This window comes from Sphingomonas sp. GW821-FHT10F11 (genome assembly GCF_058809095.1).
Genome location: NZ_JBXASH010000005.1, coordinates 23,990 through 44,139 on the forward strand (window position 1 = coordinate 23,990; position 20,150 = coordinate 44,139).

Annotated in this window: 14 protein-coding genes; 9 read left to right on the forward strand and 5 right to left on the reverse strand. The window is 65.6% G+C overall.

What is annotated here, in order from left to right; all coding sequences use genetic code 11:
* Nucleotides 1-2: 2 nt before the first annotated feature.
* Nucleotides 3-338, reverse strand: coding sequence for a TrbC/VirB2 family protein (locus AC1RT8_RS15490; protein ID WP_493076555.1), 336 nt, complete (start codon nt 336-338; stop codon nt 3-5).
* Nucleotides 339-470: 132 nt separating this feature from the next.
* On the opposite strand from AC1RT8_RS15490, the gene AC1RT8_RS15495 reads away from it, so the two are divergent.
* Nucleotides 471-1,685, forward strand: coding sequence for a nucleotidyltransferase domain-containing protein (locus tag AC1RT8_RS15495; RefSeq protein ID WP_493076556.1), 1,215 nt, complete (start codon nt 471-473; stop codon nt 1,683-1,685).
* 3 nt (nt 1,686-1,688) lie between these two features.
* Here the strand turns inward: AC1RT8_RS15495 and AC1RT8_RS15500 are convergent, their stop codons facing one another.
* On the reverse strand, nt 1,689-2,981 hold the full coding sequence (locus tag AC1RT8_RS15500) for an MFS transporter (RefSeq protein WP_493076557.1): 1,293 nt from the start codon (nt 2,979-2,981) through the stop codon (nt 1,689-1,691).
* A gap of 22 nt (nt 2,982-3,003) precedes the next feature.
* Complete coding sequence (locus tag AC1RT8_RS15505) at nt 3,004-3,798, reverse strand: 2-keto-4-pentenoate hydratase (protein ID WP_493076558.1); 795 nt, start codon at nt 3,796-3,798, stop codon at nt 3,004-3,006.
* A gap of 177 nt (nt 3,799-3,975) precedes the next feature.
* Between AC1RT8_RS15505 and AC1RT8_RS15510 the strand changes: the two genes are divergently transcribed.
* The 7 genes from AC1RT8_RS15510 (at nt 3,976) to AC1RT8_RS15540 (ending at nt 13,685) form a co-directional block, all read left to right on the forward strand.
* Complete coding sequence (locus tag AC1RT8_RS15510; RefSeq protein ID WP_493076827.1) at nt 3,976-4,995, forward strand: LacI family DNA-binding transcriptional regulator; 1,020 nt, start codon at nt 3,976-3,978, stop codon at nt 4,993-4,995.
* 90 nt (nt 4,996-5,085) lie between these two features.
* Nucleotides 5,086-5,925, forward strand: a complete 840-nt coding sequence (kduI, locus tag AC1RT8_RS15515; protein ID WP_493076559.1) for a 5-dehydro-4-deoxy-D-glucuronate isomerase — start codon at nt 5,086-5,088, stop codon at nt 5,923-5,925.
* Nucleotides 5,926-6,029: 104 nt separating this feature from the next.
* On the forward strand, nt 6,030-6,788 hold the full coding sequence (gene kduD, locus AC1RT8_RS15520) for a 2-dehydro-3-deoxy-D-gluconate 5-dehydrogenase KduD (protein WP_493076560.1): 759 nt from the start codon (nt 6,030-6,032) through the stop codon (nt 6,786-6,788).
* Between the two features lie 67 nt (nt 6,789-6,855).
* Complete coding sequence (locus AC1RT8_RS15525) at nt 6,856-7,863, forward strand: sugar kinase (protein WP_493076561.1); 1,008 nt, start codon at nt 6,856-6,858, stop codon at nt 7,861-7,863.
* A complete protein-coding gene (locus AC1RT8_RS15530; RefSeq protein ID WP_493076562.1) occupies nt 7,850-9,409 on the forward strand; it encodes a carboxylesterase/lipase family protein in 1,560 nt (519 codons plus the stop codon). The genes AC1RT8_RS15525 and AC1RT8_RS15530 overlap by 14 nt, the downstream gene beginning before the upstream one ends.
* Before the next feature lie 268 nt (nt 9,410-9,677).
* Nucleotides 9,678-12,617, forward strand: coding sequence for a TonB-dependent receptor (locus AC1RT8_RS15535; protein ID WP_493076563.1), 2,940 nt, complete (start codon nt 9,678-9,680; stop codon nt 12,615-12,617).
* A gap of 72 nt (nt 12,618-12,689) precedes the next feature.
* Nucleotides 12,690-13,685: an alpha/beta hydrolase gene (locus AC1RT8_RS15540; protein ID WP_493076564.1), complete on the forward strand. Its 996-nt coding sequence runs from the start codon at nt 12,690-12,692 to the stop codon at nt 13,683-13,685.
* A gap of 6 nt (nt 13,686-13,691) precedes the next feature.
* Here the strand turns inward: AC1RT8_RS15540 and AC1RT8_RS15545 are convergent, their stop codons facing one another.
* A complete protein-coding gene (locus tag AC1RT8_RS15545) occupies nt 13,692-15,308 on the reverse strand; it encodes a family 43 glycosylhydrolase (RefSeq protein ID WP_493076565.1) in 1,617 nt (538 codons plus the stop codon).
* Nucleotides 15,309-15,413: 105 nt separating this feature from the next.
* Between AC1RT8_RS15545 and AC1RT8_RS15550 the strand changes: the two genes are divergently transcribed.
* On the forward strand, nt 15,414-16,310 hold the full coding sequence (locus tag AC1RT8_RS15550) for a LysR family transcriptional regulator (RefSeq protein WP_493076566.1): 897 nt from the start codon (nt 15,414-15,416) through the stop codon (nt 16,308-16,310).
* A 6-nt stretch (nt 16,311-16,316) separates the two neighbouring features.
* Here the strand turns inward: AC1RT8_RS15550 and AC1RT8_RS15555 are convergent, their stop codons facing one another.
* Nucleotides 16,317-20,126: a LamG-like jellyroll fold domain-containing protein gene (locus AC1RT8_RS15555; RefSeq protein WP_493076567.1), complete on the reverse strand. Its 3,810-nt coding sequence runs from the start codon at nt 20,124-20,126 to the stop codon at nt 16,317-16,319.
* Nucleotides 20,127-20,150 lie beyond the last annotated feature (24 nt).

The following is a 20,150-nucleotide window of genomic DNA, read 5'->3' on the forward strand; positions in this document are numbered from 1 at the left end:
CGTCAGTATCCGGCGCTGGCGGTGGACTGGATGCCGGCCACGATGCTGGCCGCCCCGAACAGGATGAAGCAACCCAGGATCACCGTCGCGCCATAGCGCCAGTTGATCCGGCCGGTCAGCATCAGGAAGCCGACCGAGGCGACCGCGATCACCGCGACCACCGTCGCGACCGTGCCGAGCAAGGTGCCCTGAAGCCAGCGCACCGCGGAGACGATCGCACCCGAGCCCTGTGGGTCGGCGAGTGAATCCTGCGCCAGCGCTGCACTTGACTGGATCGTCGTCCAGGCAGCGGCCAACCAGCCGCCACCGCGTAATTTCTTGCCGTTCAACCCGTACATCCCCGCGTAACAGTCTGATTCGCCCGATCTCGACTTTGCGCGCTGGCTCGGCACTTGCCAACAGCTTTCGGCGACGGCTTTCCTGCGGCGGGACGGCCTTTGATGATTGCCAATCGCCCTTTTTCCGCGGCGATGCTAAACTCGACCGACCCAGTCGCAGCATCAGGCAACGTCGAAATTCGCCCCAAGGCATCCCCCGAATTCGCGCTCGTCTGCGCCTTGATCGTTCGGCCGCTATCGGACGAACGCACCGCCCGGATCGTCTCCCTAGTGGCCGGGGCCGATTGGGGATGCGTCGAGCGGATCACCGCGCGGCACCGCGTGGCCGGGCTGGTCCGCGAAGGGCTGGCCCATGCCGGCCTCGAAGTGCCGCCCGGCATCGCGGAACGCGCGCAACGGACCATGACATCCGCGCTGAGGAACACCGGCGAGGCCCTGCGCCTGCAGGCGCTGCTCGAAAAAGCGGGCATCGAGCCACTGTTCCTCAAGGGCTCAGCGCTGGCGGTCCGTGCCTATGGCTCGATCGCAGTGCGCGATTCGGTCGATATCGACATGGTCGTGGCGCCCGGCGACGTCGCCCGCGCCTGGGATATCCTGGACGAAGCCGGCTATGTGATGACCGCGCCCGCCCGGCCGCTCCCGCCCGGTGCGCTCAGGACCTATCAGACGATCTCCAAGGACAGCGCCCATCACCACCCCCGGCGCAAGGTAAGGCTCGAACTGCACTGGCGGCTTTCGGACGCCGCGAGCGATACCGGCATGCCGCCGGCGCGCGACCGCCACATGGTCCAGATCCCCGGCGCCGGCGCCCTGCGCACCCTCACCGACCCTCCCCTGTTCACCTATCTATGCGTGCACGGCTCGGGCCATGCCTGGGCGCGACTGAAATGGCTGGCGGACATCGCCGCACTGCTCGGCACCAGCGAGGATGGCGGTGCGAGCCTCTGGGCAGCAGCGCAAGCCGCCGGTGCGATGCGCCCGGCCGCCTCGGCGATCATGCTGGCCAACGCCGCGTTCGGCACGCCCTTGCCCCCCAGCTTCGCCCCGCCGAGATCGCTCCGGCTCAGGCTGCTCAACGCGCTCGCCTTGCGGGTGATGGCGGCGGGCGGCGGCGCGCGGGAACTGAGCGATACGCCGTGGAACTCGGTGGTCGAGCCTGGCGCGACCTTGCTGACCCTGTCGCGCTGGCGTGACGCCTGGGCGCATATCCGGCGCGTCGCGATCCCGGCCGAGGATGTGGAACTGCTGCGCCTGCCCTCAGGGCTGGGCATCCTATATCCGATGCTACGCCTGCCGCTCTGGATCTGGAAACGCTCGCCCTGGTCGCCGCGCAAACGGCCGGCCTGATCCTTATGGCTGGACCCGGGCGAGTCTCGGCGACAGCAGATGCACCACACCGACGGCGATCAGATAGACGCTGCCCGCGACCGCAAAGATCAGCGTGTAGCTGCCGGTGGTCTGCAGGATATAGCCGGTGAACCAGGCCATCCCCATGCCGCCGATCGCACCGACCGTGCCGCCGATGCCGACTACCGACCCCACTGCCCCGCGCGGGAACATGTCCGAGGGGATGGTATAGAGGTTCGCGGAAAAAGCCTGGTGTGCCGCCGTCGCGAGGCCGACGATGCCGACCGCGAGCCAGAGATTGTCGACATATTGCGCGAAGAATATCGGCATCACCAGAAAGGCGCAGGCGAGCATGGTCAGCTTGCGCGCCGCATTGGCCGAGAAGCCGCGCTTCATCATCGTCGAGGACGCCCAGCCCCCGGCAACGCTGCCGATATCCGAGATGAGATAGATCACGATCAGCGGCGGGCCGAAGCTCTTCAGATCGAGATGATAGGTCTTGGACAGGAAGTCGGGCGTCCAGAACAGGAAGAGCCACCAGATCGGGTCGATCAGGAACTTGCCTAGCGCATAGGCCCAGGTTTCGCGATAGCCGAGCAGGCGGCCCCAACCGATCTTCTCCGGCGGGTCGGCCGGATCGCTCTCGATATAGGCGAGTTCCTCCGCGGAAACGCGCGGCTGCTCGCGCGGACGGCGATAGATCGCGATCCAGGCGACCAGCCACACCAGGCTGGCCGCGCCGGTGATGATGAAGGCCATGCGCCAACCGAAGCCGAGCGTCACCACGATGAACGGCACGACCGCGGGCGTCACGACCGCGCCGATATTGGCGCCGGCGTTGAAGATGCCGGTGGCGAGCGCGCGCTCCCTGGCCGGAAACCATTCCGAGACTGCCTTGATGCCGGCGGGGAAGTTGCCCGACTCGCCGATACCGAGCACAAAGCGCGCGGCGGAGAATTGCGCAGCGCTGCCGGCAAAACCGCACAGGGTATGGCCGAGCGTCCAGATGATGAAGGCGACCGAATAGCCGATGCGCGCGCCAAGCCGGTCGATGAACCAGCCGAAGCTGACATAGCCGATCGCATAGGCCGCCTGGAACCAGATGATCACGGTGGCGAAATCGGTTTCGTCCCAGCCAAGATCGTGCGAGATCGGTGCCTTGAGCACGCCGATCATCTGCCGATCGACATAGTTGATCGCGGTGGCGGCGAAGAGCAGTCCGCAGATCACCCAGCGATACCGGCCCATCCGGCTCGCTGCCGCGTCGGCGACCTCCGGCATCGTCGATTCAGCCATCATTCTCTCCCGAAGAGCCCCTTCACGAAGCCTTTATCGTGCATTCCACCGTGAGATCCGCGCCGAAACGCGCCTCGATCCGTTCGCCGATCCCGACCGGATGTACCCCGGTTACCGCGCCGCTGGAAATCCATTGGCCGGGCTTGAGCGTGATGCCCCGCGCCGCCATCAGCTCGAACAGGAAACGCGCCGCGCCGATGGGCCCGTCGAGCATGTCCGCCGCCTTGCCGGTGCCGATCGCGTCTCCGTCAATCAGGACCACGAGCGGCCAGCTGTCGATATCGGCGCTCTGCCAGTCGGGAATGGCCGCCCCGATGACGAGACCGTTATTGTTGCCGAAATCGGAAATCGTCACCGCCGCGCCCAGATCGTTGATCGCCGCCAGCGGAGAGCTGGCGATCTCGATCCCGACATGCACGGCGTCGATCAGAGCCGCCGCCTGCTCATGCGTGAAACGGGTCTTGCCAGCGGGCGGCGTGGAGCCGATCCGCAGCAGGAACTCGGCCTCTGCCGCTGCAAAACCGCCGACGAACACGGGCATCGCCACCGGCTCGGCGGTCGCTTCCACGATCTGGCTGGTGAAGATCGGGCCGGCCAGCCGATCGACCCCGTCGATCGTTGGATTGATCCGGCCGACCTTCCAGCCACCGATCTCGGCCTCGTTCAGCGCGATCGCTGCATCCTGCACCGCATAGGCATCGGCAAGTGCGACCGGCACCGTGCCCGGATAATCCGGCAAGGACCGCCCGGCGCGGCGCGCATCGACGAATGACTGTGCAATATGACCCACTTCATGGGCGAAATCGGTGGAATCCACCCTGGTAACCCTCCCGCACGCGCTGTCGGCGCTTTCATATAGGACCCTAAGGTAAACCGGTGTCAATGACAAGGAGCGGTTGTTGCGGCGTCGATATCGCCGTCCGCGCGGCGTAGATTGTTGCGGGCGCGATGTGCATTTGGCGATTTGGCGGGATAGGCGCTATGCCTTGGCATGATGCGTAAAACCGGCCTTCCCACGATCAACGACGTCGCGCGTATCGCGGGCGTTTCCAAGAAGACGGTCAGTCGGGTGATCAACCGTTCTCCGTTGCTCAGCGACGATACACGCAAGCATGTCGAGGGCGTGATCAGCGGCCTCGGTTATGTCCCCAATCCCCAGGCGCGCGCGCTGGCGCTCCGGCGCAATTTCCTGATCGGGCTGATCCACGACAACCCGAATGCGCAGATGGTGATGAACGTCCAGCAGGGCATTCTCGAATCGCTGCACGGTACCGAATTCGAGCTGGTCGTCCGCCCGATCGACCGCGGTTCGGCGACGATGCTCGACGACGTACGCAATTTCCTGGAGCGCCAACGCCTATTCGGTGTCGTCCTGCTGCCCCCGGTCAGCGAGAACAACCAGCTCGCCAAGCTCTGCAACGATATCGGCTGTCGCTATGTCCGGATGGGCTCGGCCGAACTCGATGATCCGGCCCATATGGTCGCCTCCAACGATTGCGAGGCAGTGACGGCGGCGGTCGATTATCTGATCGACCAGGGCCACAAGCGCATCGGCCTGGTGCTCGGCCCGCACGGCTTCCGCTCGGCACGCGAACGGCGCCAGGGCTTCGAGCTGGCGCTGACCGCCGCGAAGATCACCTTGCCTCGATCGATGATCGCCGAAGGCAATTATACCTTTGAATCCGGCGTGATGGCGGCCGACCGCCTGCTCGACCTGATGCCGCGCCCGACCGCGATCTTCGCCTGCAATGACGAGATGGCGGCCGGCGTGCTCCACGCGGCGCGCCAGCGCGGCATCGACGTCCCGCGCGACCTGTCGATCGTCGGCTTCGACGATACGCCGATCGCCGCGCATATCTGGCCGCCGCTGACCACCGTGCGCTGGCCGATCATCTCGATGGCCCGCTCCGCCGCGCTGAAACTCACCGCCGATGGTGACGAAGTGGTGGAGGAGCCGTCGATGTTCCGGTCGACGCTGATCCGGCGCGGTTCGGTGGCGCCGCCCCGAGATTGATCGGCGACTGATATTGCGAAAGCTCCTGACACCGGTTACCCCGCGTGTCGAAGAATCAAGCGCGACATAGGCGCAGCTGGAGGGACCCTGATGTTCGATCGTACCTATTACGCCACGCACCCGGATATGATGGAGTGCGTCTCGAACGAGGAGCTGCGCGACCGCTATTTGATCCAGGGCCTGTTTCGCGCTGGGGAGTGCGTGCTGAACTATACCCATGCCGACCGTTTCGTGATCGGCGGGGTCGAGGTGGCGGATGCGCCGGTCAAGCTGCCCGACCAGACCGAACCGGCGTCCGCTGCCGGCCATCCCTTTCTCGAGCGCCGCGAGCTGGCGATCGTCAATGTCGGCAAGGCCGAGGGCACTGTCCTGGTCGATGGCGAGAGCTTCGCGCTCGGCAACAAGGACTGCCTCTACGTCACCATGGGTGCCAGGGACGTGGTGTTCTCCGGTACAGGCGCGCGCTTCTATCTCGCCTCCTGCCCGGCGCACAAAGGCTTCACCACAAGGAAACTCTCGATCGCGGACGCGAACGCGCTGGAGCGCGGCAGCCTGGAGGAATCGAACGAGCGCACCATCTTCCAGCTCGTCATCCCCGGCGTGTGCGATTCAGCGCAGCTCGTCATGGGCCTGACCGTGCTCAAGCCCGGCAGCGTGTGGAACACCATGCCCCCGCACGTGCATGAGCGCCGCAGCGAGATCTATTTCTACTTCGAGCTGGACGGCCCCAGCGACCGGGTCATGCACTTCATGGGCGTGGGCGAGGCCATGCGCCACATCGTCGTCGCCAATGAGGAATCCGTCATCAGCCCACCCTGGTCGATCCATATGGGCTCCGGCACCAGGGCCTATGCCTTTATCTGGGCCATGGCCGGCGAAAACCAGGATTATACCGACATGAACGTGCTCGATATCTGCCAGCTGGCGTAACGCTGGAGGGAACTCCTTCTCCGTTCGTGTCGAGCGAAGTCGAGACACCGTGACGGCGCGCCAAGGCATGTTTCTCGACTTCACTCGAAATGAACGGACTTAGGATGCCAACCAACCTCTTTGACCTCACGGGCAAGGTCGCCATCGTCACCGGCGCCAATACCGGCATTGGCCAGGCGATCGCCCTCGCCCTTGCCGCCGCTGGCGCTGATATCGCCGCAGTCGGCCGCACGCCCGCCGAGGACACCGTCGCCAAGGTCAGCGCGCTTGGCCGCCGCGCCGAGATCGTCTCGGCCGACCTTTCCACCATCGAGCCGGTCCAGCGCGTCGTCGACGAAACGCTGGAAAAGCTCGGTGGGCTCGACATCCTGATCAACAATGCCGGCATCATCCGCCGCGCCGATTCGGTCGATTTCACCGAGGCGGATTGGGATGCGGTGATCGACACCAATCTGAAATCCGTCTTCTTCCTGTGCCAGGCGGCGGGCCGCCACATGATCGCGCAAGGGAAAGGCAAGATCATCAACATCGCCTCGATGCTCACCTTCCAGGGCGGCATTCGCGTGCCGAGCTACACCGCGTCCAAATCCGGCATTGGCGGGCTGACCAAGCTGCTCGCCAATGAATGGGCGTCGAAAGGCGTGAGCGTCAACGCGATCGCGCCCGGCTATATCGCAACCAACAACACCACCGCGCTCCAGGCCGATGAGGCACGCAACCGCTCGATCCTCGATCGTATCCCCGCCGGCCGCTGGGGCGATGCAAGCGATCTGGGCGGTGCGGCGGTGTTCCTCGCCTCGTCCGCCGCTGACTATGTCCAGGGTCATATCCTTGCCGTCGACGGCGGTTGGTTGGCGCGATGAACCCTTGCACTTCCGCCAAAGAGAAGGGCTTAGACAAGCTCGGCCCGAACGGAGAAGCAGGTGGATAATGGGTAAGTTCGTCGCTTTCGGTGAAATCATGCTGCGCCTCTCGCCCCCGGGGCGGGAATTGCTGCTCCAGACACCCAGGTTCGACGTGTGGATCGCCGGGGCCGAAGCCAATGTCGCGAGCGGCCTCGCCCGCCTCGGCCATGACGTGGCGATGGCGAGCGCGGTGCCCGACAACGATCTCGGCCGCGCCGCCATCTCCGGTATGCGTGCGAATGGCGTCGACTGTTCCGGCATCCGCTTCAGTGGCCATCGCATGGGCCTGTATTTCGTCACCAGTGGTGCCGGCATGCGCGCGACCGATGTCGTCTATGACCGCGCCGGCTCCAGCTTCGCCGAAGCGCCTGCGAGCGCCTGGGACTGGGACACGCTGCTCGCAGGCGCCGACCGCCTCCACCTTTCCGGTATCACCCCCGCGCTCGGTCCGGTGCCGGCCGAAGCCGCCATCGCCGCCGCCGAGGCAGCGAGCGCCCGCGATATACCTATCTCGTTCGACGGCAATTACCGCGCGCGTCTCTGGGAAAGCTGGGACAGCGATCCGCGCGGTGTGCTGACCAGGCTGGTGCGGCATGCCGACATCATGTTCGGCAACCACCGCGACGTCGCCCTGCTGCTCGGCAAGGATTTCGGCGGCAACGGCGAGGATCGCCGGCTCGCCTCGGCCGAGGCCGCCTTCGCCGCCTTCCCCAAGCTCAAGATGATCGCCTCCACCGCGCGGCATGTCGAGGATGTCGATCGGCACCGCCTCTCCGCCCGGATCGACGGGCGCGGCGAACATGCCCAGACCGATGAGGTGCTGCTCGCCGGAATCGTCGACCGGATCGGTGCTGGCGATGCCTTCGCGGTCGGCGTGCTCCATGCGCTCCGCTTGGGCGGCGACATCACCGAGGCGGCGCGTACTGGTCTCGCTCTTACCGCGCTGAAGCATTCCTTGCCTGGCGATGCCAGCCTGTTCCGCCAGGCCGATATCGATGCCTATCTCGCGGGCGGGCTCGATGTCCGCCGCTGAGATCTCCCGGCGCGGCGTGATCGGCGCCGGCGCCGCGCTGATCCTCGCCGGCTCGGCGCGGGCGGCCCGGTCGGAGAGTGTGCGGGCGCCCTCCGGTATCTTCGCCGGATCGACGGAAGGCGGCGTGCTGGCCTTTCGCGGCATCCGCTACGGCACCGCCGAGCGCTTCCAGCCACCCAGGCCAGTAGCGCGCCCGGGCGGGACGATCACCGCCCAGACCTTCGGCCCGGTCGCGCCGCAAAGGGACGATCGTTACGGCGCGCAGAGCGAAGATTGCCTGTTCCTCAACATCTGGACCGCCGAGGCCAATCCGGCCGCGAAGAAACCGGTCATGCTCTACATCCATGGCGGCGCCTATTCGAACGGCAGCAGCACCGATGCGCTGAACGACGGGCAAATGCTGGCCGCACGCGGCGACGTGGTGGTCGTCACCGTCAACCACCGGCTCAACGCCTTTGGTTACCTCTATCTCGCGCGGCTCGACCCGCGCTTCCCGGACAGCGGAAATAATGGTCAGCTCGACCTGATCCTCGCGCTCCAATGGGTGCGCGATAATATCGCTGCGTTCGGCGGCGATCCCTCGCGCGTAATGGTGTTCGGCCAGTCGGGCGGCGGCGCGAAGATCGCGACGATGATGGGCATGCCGGCCGCGAAAGGCCTGTTCCACCGCGCTGCGACGATGAGCGGCCAGCAGGTGACCGCCTCCGGCCCGCTTAACGCCACGCGCCGCGCCCAAGCCTATCTGGCCAAGCTCGGCCTGGGCGAGAAGGACCTTTCCGCCCTGCTGACCATGCCGACCGGAACGCTGGTCGATGCGCTCGACGCGACCGATCCGATCCTGGGCGGCGGGGTTTATTTCGGGCCGGTGCTCGACATGAAATGGCTGGTCCGCCACCCCTTCTGGCCCGACGCCAACCCCCAGTCGAACGCGATCCCGATGATCCTCGGCAACACGCATGACGAGACGCGCGCCTTCGTGTCGCCCGATACGCCCCGGGTGCAGACGTTGAGCTGGGACAATCTCGCCGAGCGGATCGCGCCCGAACTCCGCATCGATGCGCTGCCCGAATGGGTGGTCGCCGAATATCGCGCGAAATTCCCAGAATGGTCGCCAGCCGATATCTTCTACGCATCGACGACGGCGGGCCGAAGCTGGCGCGGGCAGGTGATCGAGGCCGAGGCACGCGCCCAGGCAAAGACCGACGCCTGGGTCTATCAGCTCGATTTCACCTCACGCACCGATCCGCGGCGTGGCGCCTATCATTCGCTCGATATCGCCCTGGTCTTCGGCACGCTTGGCGCCAAGGGGTCGCAGACCGGCATCGCGGCCGACGCCCGCACCGCCTCGGCCGCGATGCAGGAAAGCTTCGTCGCCTTCACCATAACCGGCAATCCGAACCATGCCGGGCTGCCGGAATGGCCCGTCTATGATCTGGTCCATCGCCCGACGATGATCTTCGACACGCGCAGCCATGTCGAGAATGATCCGCGCCAATGGCAACGCGAGCTGTTCGCGCGCATTCCCTATATCCAGCCCGGGACCTGAGCCCCTTCACGACCGGCCCATCGCTGCGGCACATCGCCAGTAGGGGTGTAGATCATTGTCCATGGTCATTGACACCGGTTACCAAAGACGACAAGTTACAGCTGAGGAAGATCAACCGAGATTGGTCACCGAAGGAGAGGGCGAATCGCTGGCCGCGTCATGGCCTCCCCTCTCCCGACGTGCCGACGACCCGGATGAGCAGTTCGATCGCTCATTCCGTCTACCGGTGTCAGCAACGTCGCAAAGCGACGCAGATGGGGAGTGGGAAATGGGGAATGCAGTCGGTGCCTCGAGAGGCACGATTTCGCGCAATATTGCAGGTGCGTCGCTTGGTGCCCTGGCGATCGGCCTGTTGATGCCGGCCACCGCGGTCGCGGCCGAACTCAAGCCGGCCGAGCCGACGGCTGTTCCAGCCCCTGCCCAGCCGGGCATTGCACAGGACGCGGCCGCGCAAGAGCCCGCGACCGAAGAACAGGACATCGTCGTCACCGGGTTCCGCCGTTCGCTCGAGCAGGCCCTCACCCTGAAGCGCGACTCGGTTTCCGCCGTCGACGCGATCGTCGCCGAGGATATCGCGAAATTCCCCGACCAGAACCTCGCCGAATCGCTGCAGCGTATTCCGGGCATCACCATTCAGCGCGACGGCGGCGAAGGTCGCGCGATCACCGTCCGCGGCCTGGGCGCGCAGTTCACCCGGGTCCGAGTCAACGGCATGGAGACGGTCGCCACCTCCACCGACGGCGCCAGCGCCAATCGTGACCGCGCCTTCGATTTCAACGTCTTCGCGTCCGAGCTGTTCAGCTCGCTGGTCGTCCACAAGACGGCCGAGGCATCGCTCGACGAAGGCTCGCTCGGTGCCGTGGTCGATCTGAACACGGGCAATCCGCTTGCCGGAAAGGCCGGCTTCACCGCGGCATTATCTGGGCAGGCCTCGTATAACGACCTCAGCAAGACTGTCGGACCGCGCGTCGCTGGCCTGCTGTCCTGGCGGAACGACGCGGGCACCTTCGGCGCCTCGATTTCTGCCGCCTATTCGAAGCTCGATACGCTCGAGCTTGGCAACAACAGCGTCCGCTGGTCTCAGGCGCGCTTCGATTCCGTCGATGGCGTACGCTGCTTCACGACCCAGAACAGCGGCGGCACCTATGTGCCGGGCACCGCTTGCGACAAGGCGACGCTTTCCTTCCATCCGCGTATTCCGCGCTACGGCGAGATCGCTCATCGTCGCGAACGGCTCGGCGTTACGGCGAGCGTCCAGTTCGCCCCGACCGACGCCACCAAGGTTTCGATCGATGGCCTTTATTCGCGCTTCAAGGAAGAGCGCGAAGAGAAATGGGGCGAGGTGTTGCTGCGCAGCAACGAGCGCTCGATCGATGTCCTCAACCCGGTCTATGACAGCAACAACAACATGATCGCGGGCACGCTCAACGATGCCTGGGTCCGCACGGAGCATTATCTACGCAAGTCGCAAACCGAATTCTATCAGCTCGGCGGTAGCTGGGATCAGGACATCAGTGACAAGGTGCGTTTCACGCTGCTTGGCGGCTTCTCCAAGTCCAGCGCGACCATCCCGGTCGAGACCACTTTCGTCTATGACGATCGCGATGCTGCCGGTTACAAATATGATTACCGGAACATGGAAAGCCCGGTACTGACCTTCGGCACCAGCGTGACCGATCCGGCCAATTTTCAGCTTGCCGAAATCCGCGATCGGCCGTCCAGCACGGTCAACAAGTTCAGGACCGCGCAGTTGCGCGCCGAATGGGATGTTGCCGAAGGTTTCCAGGTCAAGGCAGGCGGTCTGTATCGGCGATTCAGTTTCGATACGGCCGGCTTCACCCGCGACACCGTCGTTTGCGGCAACGGCGGCGCTGACCGCGTGCTCGGAACGCTAACCTGCTCGCCGACATCGGCCTTTGGCCCGAACGCGGTCTATGGCTTCCAGGCGACCCCGGCCCTTTCCGAAATCTTCAACCTGGGCAATGCAGGCCAGCCCGCTGGTACCACCACGAGCTTCCTGATCCCGAATATCGACGCGGCTGCAAAATATACCGGCCTGTACAGCCGCACCCCGGCGATCGATGTCAGCAACACCCGCAGCGTCATCGAAAAGGTCACCGGCGGCTATTTGCAGGTCGATGCGAAGGGCGAGCTGCTCGGGCTTCGCTATGCGCTCAATGCCGGCATGCGCTACGTCAAGACCGACCAGAGTTCGACCGGCATCTCGCAGTCCACTGTGAACAATGTGGTGATCAACACGCCGGCGACGGTGAAGCGGTCCTATGACGACTGGCTACCATCACTGAACATCGCCTTGTTCCCGATGGAAAGCATTGTTGTGCGCGGTGCCGTCGCCAAGGTGATCACGCGCCCGACACTGGGCAATCTGACGCCTGGCGGCACGGTCGACGGGTTCAACTACCGCGTCACTTTCGGCAATCCGTTCCTCGCGCCGTTCCGCGCAACGGCCTATGATCTGGCGGTCGAATGGTATTTCGCGCCAGGATCGATCGCGTCGGTCGCCGTCTTCAAGAAGGACGTTGAGAGCTTCCCGGTGTCGCAGACGATTTCGGGAACCTATGCGTCGACCGGATTGCCGCTTTCGATCATCCCGCCGGGCTCGCCCGCGGCTGGCGATCCCGAGAAGCAGCCTTGGACGATCACGCGGAACGTCAACGGAAGTGGCGCGAGCCTGAAGGGTATCGAGCTTTCGGTGCAGGCGCCGTTCAAATTCCTCCCCGGCTTCCTGTCCAACTTCGGTGCCATCGCGAATGCGACGTTCATAGGTTCGACCGCGACCTATACTGTCTCTGGCCCGATCGTGGTGGCGAATACATCCACCGGCGCGATCGGCCCCAATGTCTCAGCGACGCGTACCGGGACGTTGTTCGGCCTGTCCAAGCGAGCGTATAACGGCACGCTCTATTACGAGGACAAGAAATTCAGCGCTCGTGGGTCGATCAGCTATCGCGGCCCCTATGTTGATGCCAACAGCGCGACCGGCAACGTTTTCGAAGGCTATGGCTCGACGATCAACATCGACGCCTCGGTGCGTTATCGCTTCACCGACTGGCTCGAATTCTCGGTCGAAGGCGTCAACCTGACCGACGAATATCGCTATCGCTACACCGATCTGGACGCGAACCGGAATTACGAGAACAACCATTTCGGCCGCACGATCCTGGTTGGTGCGCGCGTGAAGATGTAAGTCCGTCTCCCTTGGACTATCCTGACGGACGCTCGCCCACCCGGGCGGCGTCCGTCTCTTTTTGGAGGTTCCATGCTCGATCGTCGTGGCCTGATCCTTGGAACCCTCGCCGCCGGCATCGCGGCCGGCGCACGGGCGCAAACCCCGCCGCCCGCAAAACCCGGCGACGCCCCGGTGCCCGGCCTGCCAGATCCGGTGGAGACGATCGACCTCTGGTCGAAGGGTGCGCCGGGCATGCCCGCCGCCCCGCCGGTCGAGACGGTCGAGCAACGCAGCACCGACCCCGACCTTCCCGACCGCGCGGTCCGTGGCATCACCCGCCCGCGTCTCGTCGTGTTCCGGCCGCGTATCCCCAACGGTGCCGCCGTGCTGGCGATGCCGGGTGGCGCCTATAGCCGCATCGTGATCGACAAGGAGGGTTATGAGATCGCCCGTTGGCTCAGTGCGCGCGGCTATACGGTGTTCGTGCTGTTCTACCGGCTGCCGGGCGACGGATGGAAGGCCGGGCCGGACGTCGCCCTGTCGGATGCCCAGCGCGCGATGCGGCTGATCCGGTCCCGGGGGCGAGATTTCGCGATCGACCCCGAACGCGTCGCGGCGATGGGATTTTCTGCCGGCGGCCACCTCTGCTGCGATCTCGCCACGCGCTTCGCCGCGAAGACCTATGATCCGGTCGATGCCGCCGACCGCCTCAGCGCACGCCCCTTCATCGCCGCGCCGATCTATGCGGTGCAGTCGATGACCTGGCCGGTGGCCCATGCCGCCTCCCGCGAGCAGCTGATCGGCAAGGACGCCAGCCCTGCGCTCGAACGGGCGCACACCCCGGCCGAGAATGTCACGAAGCAGACCCCGCCCTGCTTCCTCCTTCACGCCGAGGACGATCCGACGGTGCGGGTCGAGAACAGCCTGTTGTTCCGCGCTGCGCTGAAGGCGCGGGGTATCACGGTCGAAACGCACCTGTTCACCAATGGCGGCCATGGCTTCGGGCTGCGCAAGACGATCGGCAAGCCGGTCGAGGCATGGCCCGAGCTGTTCATCACCTGGGCCAGGACTCAGGGCTTCGCCTGACGGCGGCTACAGCGCGCGATAGGTGAAGTTGGAGAACCGCGCCTCTCCCGCACCAGCCGAATACAGCCCCGGCCGCAGCATCAGGAAGCCGCCACGGACATTGTGATGGTACCCCGACACTTCCATCCCGCGATCGAAGCGTGCCCAGGTCCTGCCGCCATCCCCGCTGGTATGGATCGCGACGATGTGGCGCTTGTTGGCGATCCGCATCCGCATCTTGCGGCCATGCGGATTGGCCGGCCTGCCGCGCTCGATGCCATATTGGTGGGTGACGAATCGCTTCTCGTCGAACCCGAGCCCGCAATAGAGCTTCTCGTCGTAGAACAGCACAAGCCCCGCCGTGCCGCCCGATGCGATCTCGATATCGCATTCGAACTGGTAGCCGAGATCGCCCGCGATCAGCAGCAAGGGTGATGAATCGACTGGCGCCGTCCCGCTGGCGGCGAGGGTCAGCCCCCCGTTCTCGACCCGGGCGCGGGCGCTTTCCTTCGGCCCCGGCTTGAAGAAATTCCATTTGCCGCCAAGCGCGAGTGTCTTGAAGCCATCGGACAAGGGCTGACCATGCGGCAGCGCCTCCCCGCCTTTCGGCTTGGCGATCGGTGCGGAAAGATCGCCGCCCTTCATCCGGAACCAGCCATCAGCGGTCCATTCGATCGGATCGAGCAGTGCCTGTCGACCGAGCGTCCAGAAGCCGTTCTCATAACCGTGATAGATCGACCACCAGCTCTTGTCGGGCGCCTCGACCAGCGAGGCATGGCCGCGGCACCACCATTTTTCGTCATTGTCGACGGTGCGGACCAAAGGGTTGTGCGGGCAATTCTCCCAGGGGCCATGGATCGACCGGGATCGGGCCGCGATCACCATATGCCCGGTCGGCGGGCCGGCCGTGCCACCCACCGCAGTGATCATGTAGAACCACCCGCCATGGCGGACCAGCTTGGGTCCTTCGGGCGAGAATCCTTCCACGTCCCAATCGTCGGGATAGTGCCACGGATCGTAGACATGCTCGACCTCGCCGATGGTCGACAGGCCGTCGGCGCTCAGCCGGATGCGGTCGCCCCCCGACAGGAACAGCCAGCGCGATCCGTCCTCGCCCACGGCATGGCAGGGATCGATATGCCGGTGCAGCGCGAGATCGACCGGATCGCTCCACGGACCGTCGATATGGTCGGCCCAGATGACCCAGATCGAGTTCGTGGACGCCTTGACCGGGATATAGAGGAAATAGCGCCCCTCATGCTTTTCCAGCGAGACTGCCCAGACCGAGCCGATATTGCGGGTCAGCGCGGCCGTGCGCGGCTGCCAGTTCACCAGGTCGCGCGAATGCCAGATCGTCAGCCCCGGATAGGAATCGAAGCTGGAGAAGGTCATGTAGTAATCGCTGCCATCCTTCAGGATCGCCGGATCCGGATGGTCGCCCGCGAGCAGCGGATTGAGGAAGCGCCCGTCGCCCAGATCAGCGACGCGTTGATGATCGTAGCCGCGCCGCCAGTCGGGCACGGCCGGTTTCCGAGGAGCCGCAGCCTGCGCCTCGCCACTGCCGATCAGCGCCGCGGCCGTGCCCACAAGCGCGGTGCCGAACATGTCGCGCCGGTTGATCATGCCGCTGTTCTCGTCCGCCATCATCCGGCTCCTGTATCGGGAATATGCGCCTGCGGTGCCGTTAGGCCCTGGCGCCCTGCCCTGCTATTTCGGTGAGCATCGGAGGCAAGACGGGGTCGGCATAGAGTGGAACTGGCGTGGCTCGAGGATTTCGTGGCGCTTGCCGAAAGCGGCAGCTTCTCGCGCGCTGCCGAAACGCGCCGCATCGCCCAACCCGCTTTCGGCCGCCGGATCCGTGCGTTGGAGGAATGGGTCGGCACGGCCTTATTCACCCGATCGCCCGGCGGGGTGACGCTGACCGCGGCCGGCCTCGAGTTCGAGCGCGGCGTTGCCGGCCTGATCGAGACGATCGACCGGTTGCGCCGGGACTCGCGTCAAGCCGGCGAGGCGCGCGACGGCGATACCAGCACGCTCCATTTCGCCGCGACTCATGCGCTTGCCTTCACTTTCTTCCCGGGCTGGATCCGCCAGATCGAGCAGCGCGCACCGATCGGGCCGATGCGCCTGTTTTCCGATACCCTGGCCGCCTGCGAGGAGCTGATGCTGCAGGGCCAGGCGCACTTCCTGCTCTGTCACCGCCACGCGCTGGCCGCGAGCCGGTTCGAGCCAAGCCGGTTCACGTCGATTCCAGTCGGCATGGATTCGCTGGTCCCGCTCGTCGCGCCGGACGCTGCGGGCTCCCCGCGCTGGTCGCTCGATGAGACGGCGGGTACGCTGCCATTGCTGTCCTACACCGATGACTCCGGTCTCGGCCAAATCTTCGCAGCGCACCGCGTCGCCGATCGCATCCCCATATTTGAGAGCGTCCTCTCCGCGACGCTCGCCGCTACCCTGCTCGGCAAGGCACGCGAAGGGCGCGGCATCGCCTGGCTTCCCGCCGGGGTCGCCGCAAAGGACATGGCGAGCGGCTCCTTGGTTCGCGCCGGCGGACCGGACTGGGACGTGCCGATCGAGATCGGCCTGTTCCGCCCGGTCGCACCGCAGAACGCCGCGGCGGAGCGTTTCTGGGCCAGCCTGACCTGACACGGCCTATCTGACCGGAAGCGCGACGACATTGTTGAGCAAGGTCGTCTCGGGCGCATTGCCCGCCAGCGCTATGCGAACCCGCACCGCACCGGCTGGCAGCGCCAGCTTTACCTTCGCCGTCTTCGGTTGAAGATCGAGCGGCGCGGCGAGCCGCGGTACCGCAGCGGTGGCGAGCACCCTGCCTGCCGCATCCTCGAGCGACACCGCCCCGCCCGCTGCATCGATCGCGCCGAGACTATGCACGGTTACCGTGACCGCCCGTTTCGCCACCACGACATCGTCGCTGCCGATGCCGAGATCGGCGCGTTGCTCGGTCGGCAAGCCCGGCGTGACCAACGCGAACTCGAACATATTCTCGCCCGGCGCGAAGACCAACGGGATCGTCGCGCTACGCTCCAGCGCGATCTCGCTCGCACCGGCAGGTCCGGTCATCTTCCAGCGCCCGGCGGTCACGTTCCACGTGGTCATGTCGACGTTTTGCGGCCGGCCGCTGGTGTTCCAGGCGATTACCTTGAACTTGCCCGTGGTCGCGCCCGGCACCAGGATCGCCACCTGCTCCGCAGCGCCGGCCTCGGCGAAACGCCAGCTCACGCTGTTGCCCGGCCAGCTCTGGTTGCGGCGAAGGGCGATTCCGCCCAGCCGCTCGCGCTGCAAGATTTCGTTCGGCTGATCGACGCGGTCGGACCACCAATGCCCTTCGGTGTACATGTACTGATGCTGCGCCTTGTCGGCGATCGCATCGGCATGCAGCGCGTCGAGCCATTTGGTGTCGCCGCTCGCGTTCCACGCCGCATAACGCTCGAATGCGCCGCCGCCCGCCGCCTTGGTGGTCAGCGTTTTGCCCCAATCCTGCTCGCGGCTGAGCGCGTCGACGGCATTCTCGTTGATATCGGCGAGCGACGCCGGACCGCTCTTCGCGGCGCGCGCCAGGATCGGGCGGAGATAGGTCGCGTCGCCAGTGAAGCGCCATGCCGCCCAGGCCGATTGCAGCGGTGTCGCCACCCCGCCGCCATCGCCGACGCGCTCGGCATCGGTGCGCCAGTTGATCTCGTTGGGATAGGCCCAGTTGCCGTCCTTGTCCTGCTTGCCATGGGCCATCCAGCCATCGACGACCCCGGTCACCAGCCCCCGCGCCGTGGGATTGCCGTTGTAGAGTCCCATCAGGATCGGACCGTGCATCACGGTGAAGCTATAGGGCTTCTGCCATTCCCACGGCCCCTCGCGGTACATCTTCTGCCCGCCATACCAGTTGCTGGCGAAATGCAGGTGCCCCGCAGGGTTCTTCAGGATCACGCCGCCGAGCGCCCGGGTCGTCGCCATCAGCCGCTCGACCGCCTTTGGCTCGCCCCAGTTGAGATAGAGCCGCTCTGCGTCGCTGTTCAGCCCCTCCTCATAGGCGTGAAGCTCATCGGTCGTGATCGTGCCGAGCCCGTTGGTGATCATGCCATTATGGTGCGCAGCATCGGACAGCGCCCGGACCGATGCGTTGATCTTGTCCGGTTCGATGCCCATCAACGCAAGGCCCGGCCATTGCTGCACCAGATCGGTATCATCCGAAATGCCGCCGCCGAAATCGCCGTACGGCACCTGGCGGTTGTCGATCCACCAGGTCACGAACTGGCGCACCAGCTTCAGATCCTCGAGTTGCAGGAAGGCCCAGAGCGGCACGCCGGCCGGCGCCTGGGGCAGGGTGAAGGCCGGCAGATTCTGCTCGCCATAGCTGATATCGGCCCAGTAACGCCGCCCCTCGATGTTGTCGGGATCGACCCTGAGCAGATCGGAGACATCGGCATAGAGGCGCCGATAGAGCCCAGCCCGCTTCGACGAGGTATGCTCCTCGACCAGGAAGCCCCAATTGTCCTTCACCTGGTTGAACCGGTCGGCGATATGCTCTGGCAATGCCGCCGCGCGATCCTTGAACACCAGCCTGACCTGCATACCGTCGATCGACTGCGCACCGAAATCGGGCGCGGCGGAGGCAATGCTCAGGAACAGGCTGTCGTCGGCCAGGATGCGATCGCGCAGGTCGAGCCAGACCGTCCTTTTCTGCCCGGGCCGCACCGAGACCGACACGTCGATCATGTCACGGCCAGGCCAGATCGGGTCCTTCACCCGGATGTTGAGCGGGATCAGCCCGTCGGCACCCGGCGTCGCCTTTAGCGCCGGTATGTCGAGCGCGATACCGTCCAGCCCATCATGCACATTCTCCCAGCCATAGTTCCACGAACGGGCGGACGGCTTGCCCGGAAAGGCCTCGCCGAAACCGGATGGGATCAGGACATGGACGATCGGCGCCGCACCGTCGCGGTGCTCGGCCGCCGTCGTGGCAGCGGCGTTGCCGGCACCGGCGGCCGCACGCGCGCCTGCCGGCAGCGCCACCACCGTGGTCCGTTCGTCAGGCGCATAGCGGCCGGCGATATAGTCGTTGAGCGACGCGAGCGTGGCAAAGGCCGGCGCAGCATTGGCCTGCACCGTGTAGTTCAGCTTGAAGCTGCCCTCGGGCTCGGCGGCATCGGCCACGTCATAGGCCCAGATTTCCTGGATCGGCGTTTCCTGCGCCATATTGGCGAAGCGCAGCTTGCCACCAGCCTTGCGACCGAAACTGTCGATGCTGCGCACCGCACCCTGCGGCCGCCGTCCGAGCGTCGTCCAGGACGCGCCATCCGCCGACCAGCTCAGCGCGCCATAAGCGGCACCGCGGATCTCGACGCGATTGAACGAGGCCCCGGCGGGCAAGGTCAGGTCATAGGCCTTGCCGCCATCCACATAGGTGTTCCAGTCGGGCAGGATGAAATAGTCGTCGCGCGCCGCCAGCCGCGACCGGTTGTAGACGCCTGGCCAGGTCGTCTCGGGGATTCCGTCCACCCCCTTCCAGTTCCACTGCTTCAGGTCCTTCGCGTCGGCGAACTCGACCTTGCGGATGCTGGTGGTGTCGCTGGTCAGCGCGGGCGGCGATGCCGTGTCCCAGCCGAAGCGATGGAGCCACGCGGTGCGCCGCGTCGCCTCGGACGGCTCCGGCGCGGCCGCAGGCTCGCGATTGTCGGCCAGCGCCGCCACATCGGCGCTGGCCAGCATATGATCATAGACGCGGATCTCATCGACATCGCTGCCGCGCATGAAATTGTAGCGGCTCTGCACCTGATGCGGTGACAGGACCCGCCCGGCCAGGCCGAACTGATCGAGCGCGGCGTCGAGATCGGCCTGGCCGTCCTTGCGCGCAACTTCCTTGCCGTCGACGAACAGCCGCACCCCGATGCCCTCATCCCAGGAGAAGGCGATATGCGTCCACTGGTCGGCGGCAGGGGGCTGGTCGGTCCGGAACGAAACCCGGCTCCGCGCGAGATTCGCGTCGGTGACAAAGGCATCGAAGCCATGCCCGTTCCAGTCGATGCGCAGGAACGCCATGTCCCAGCTCGAATGATCGGCGAAGCCGACGCGGAAGATCGCAAAGGGCGCCTCGCCCACCGGCGTACGCGGCCGCCAGAAGAAGGAGAGCGTGCCGCGCTGGGCCTGGATGTTGCCGGGCGCGCGCCAGGCGACATAGCCGTCATCTTCCCACTGGATCGCCCCGCCCGACTTGCCGGTCGGCACGATCGCCACATTGCTCTGGAAATTGGGTTCGGCCTCGCCCCCGGCGCGCTCGGCGATCAGACCTTTGTCGGCGGAAGCGCGGAACAACAGGCCACTCGGGTCAGGCGCTGCCCGGGCATGCGCGCTGCTCGCGGCCAGCGCGATTCCCAAGGCAATCCAGGATGTGCGAAGGCCCAATGTCACAGACGCTCTCCCGCGGAGACGGTTACGTCCGCCTTCCATCGCCACTATGGCAGTCAATGACAC

What these genes read in the sequence shown, in the direction of transcription:
- AC1RT8_RS15545 (WP_493076565.1), bottom strand. Translation starts at nt 15,308, where the DNA reads ATGGCGGACGAGAACAGCGGCATGATCAACCGGCGCGACATGTTCGGC.
- AC1RT8_RS15555 (WP_493076567.1), bottom strand. Translation starts at nt 20,126, where the DNA reads ATGGAAGGCGGACGTAACCGTCTCCGCGGGAGAGCGTCTGTGACATTG.
- kduI (WP_493076559.1), top strand. Translation starts at nt 5,086, where the DNA reads ATGTTCGATCGTACCTATTACGCCACGCACCCGGATATGATGGAGTGC.
- AC1RT8_RS15495 (WP_493076556.1), top strand. Translation starts at nt 471, where the DNA reads ATGCTAAACTCGACCGACCCAGTCGCAGCATCAGGCAACGTCGAAATT.
- AC1RT8_RS15500 (WP_493076557.1), bottom strand. Translation starts at nt 2,981, where the DNA reads ATGGCTGAATCGACGATGCCGGAGGTCGCCGACGCGGCAGCGAGCCGG.
- AC1RT8_RS15525 (WP_493076561.1), top strand. Translation starts at nt 6,856, where the DNA reads ATGGGTAAGTTCGTCGCTTTCGGTGAAATCATGCTGCGCCTCTCGCCC.
- AC1RT8_RS15510 (WP_493076827.1), top strand. Translation starts at nt 3,976, where the DNA reads ATGCGTAAAACCGGCCTTCCCACGATCAACGACGTCGCGCGTATCGCG.
- AC1RT8_RS15490 (WP_493076555.1), bottom strand. Translation starts at nt 338, where the DNA reads ATGTACGGGTTGAACGGCAAGAAATTACGCGGTGGCGGCTGGTTGGCC.
- AC1RT8_RS15540 (WP_493076564.1), top strand. Translation starts at nt 12,690, where the DNA reads ATGCTCGATCGTCGTGGCCTGATCCTTGGAACCCTCGCCGCCGGCATC.
- AC1RT8_RS15530 (WP_493076562.1), top strand. Translation starts at nt 7,850, where the DNA reads ATGTCCGCCGCTGAGATCTCCCGGCGCGGCGTGATCGGCGCCGGCGCC.
- AC1RT8_RS15535 (WP_493076563.1), top strand. Translation starts at nt 9,678, where the DNA reads ATGGGGAATGCAGTCGGTGCCTCGAGAGGCACGATTTCGCGCAATATT.
- kduD (WP_493076560.1), top strand. Translation starts at nt 6,030, where the DNA reads ATGCCAACCAACCTCTTTGACCTCACGGGCAAGGTCGCCATCGTCACC.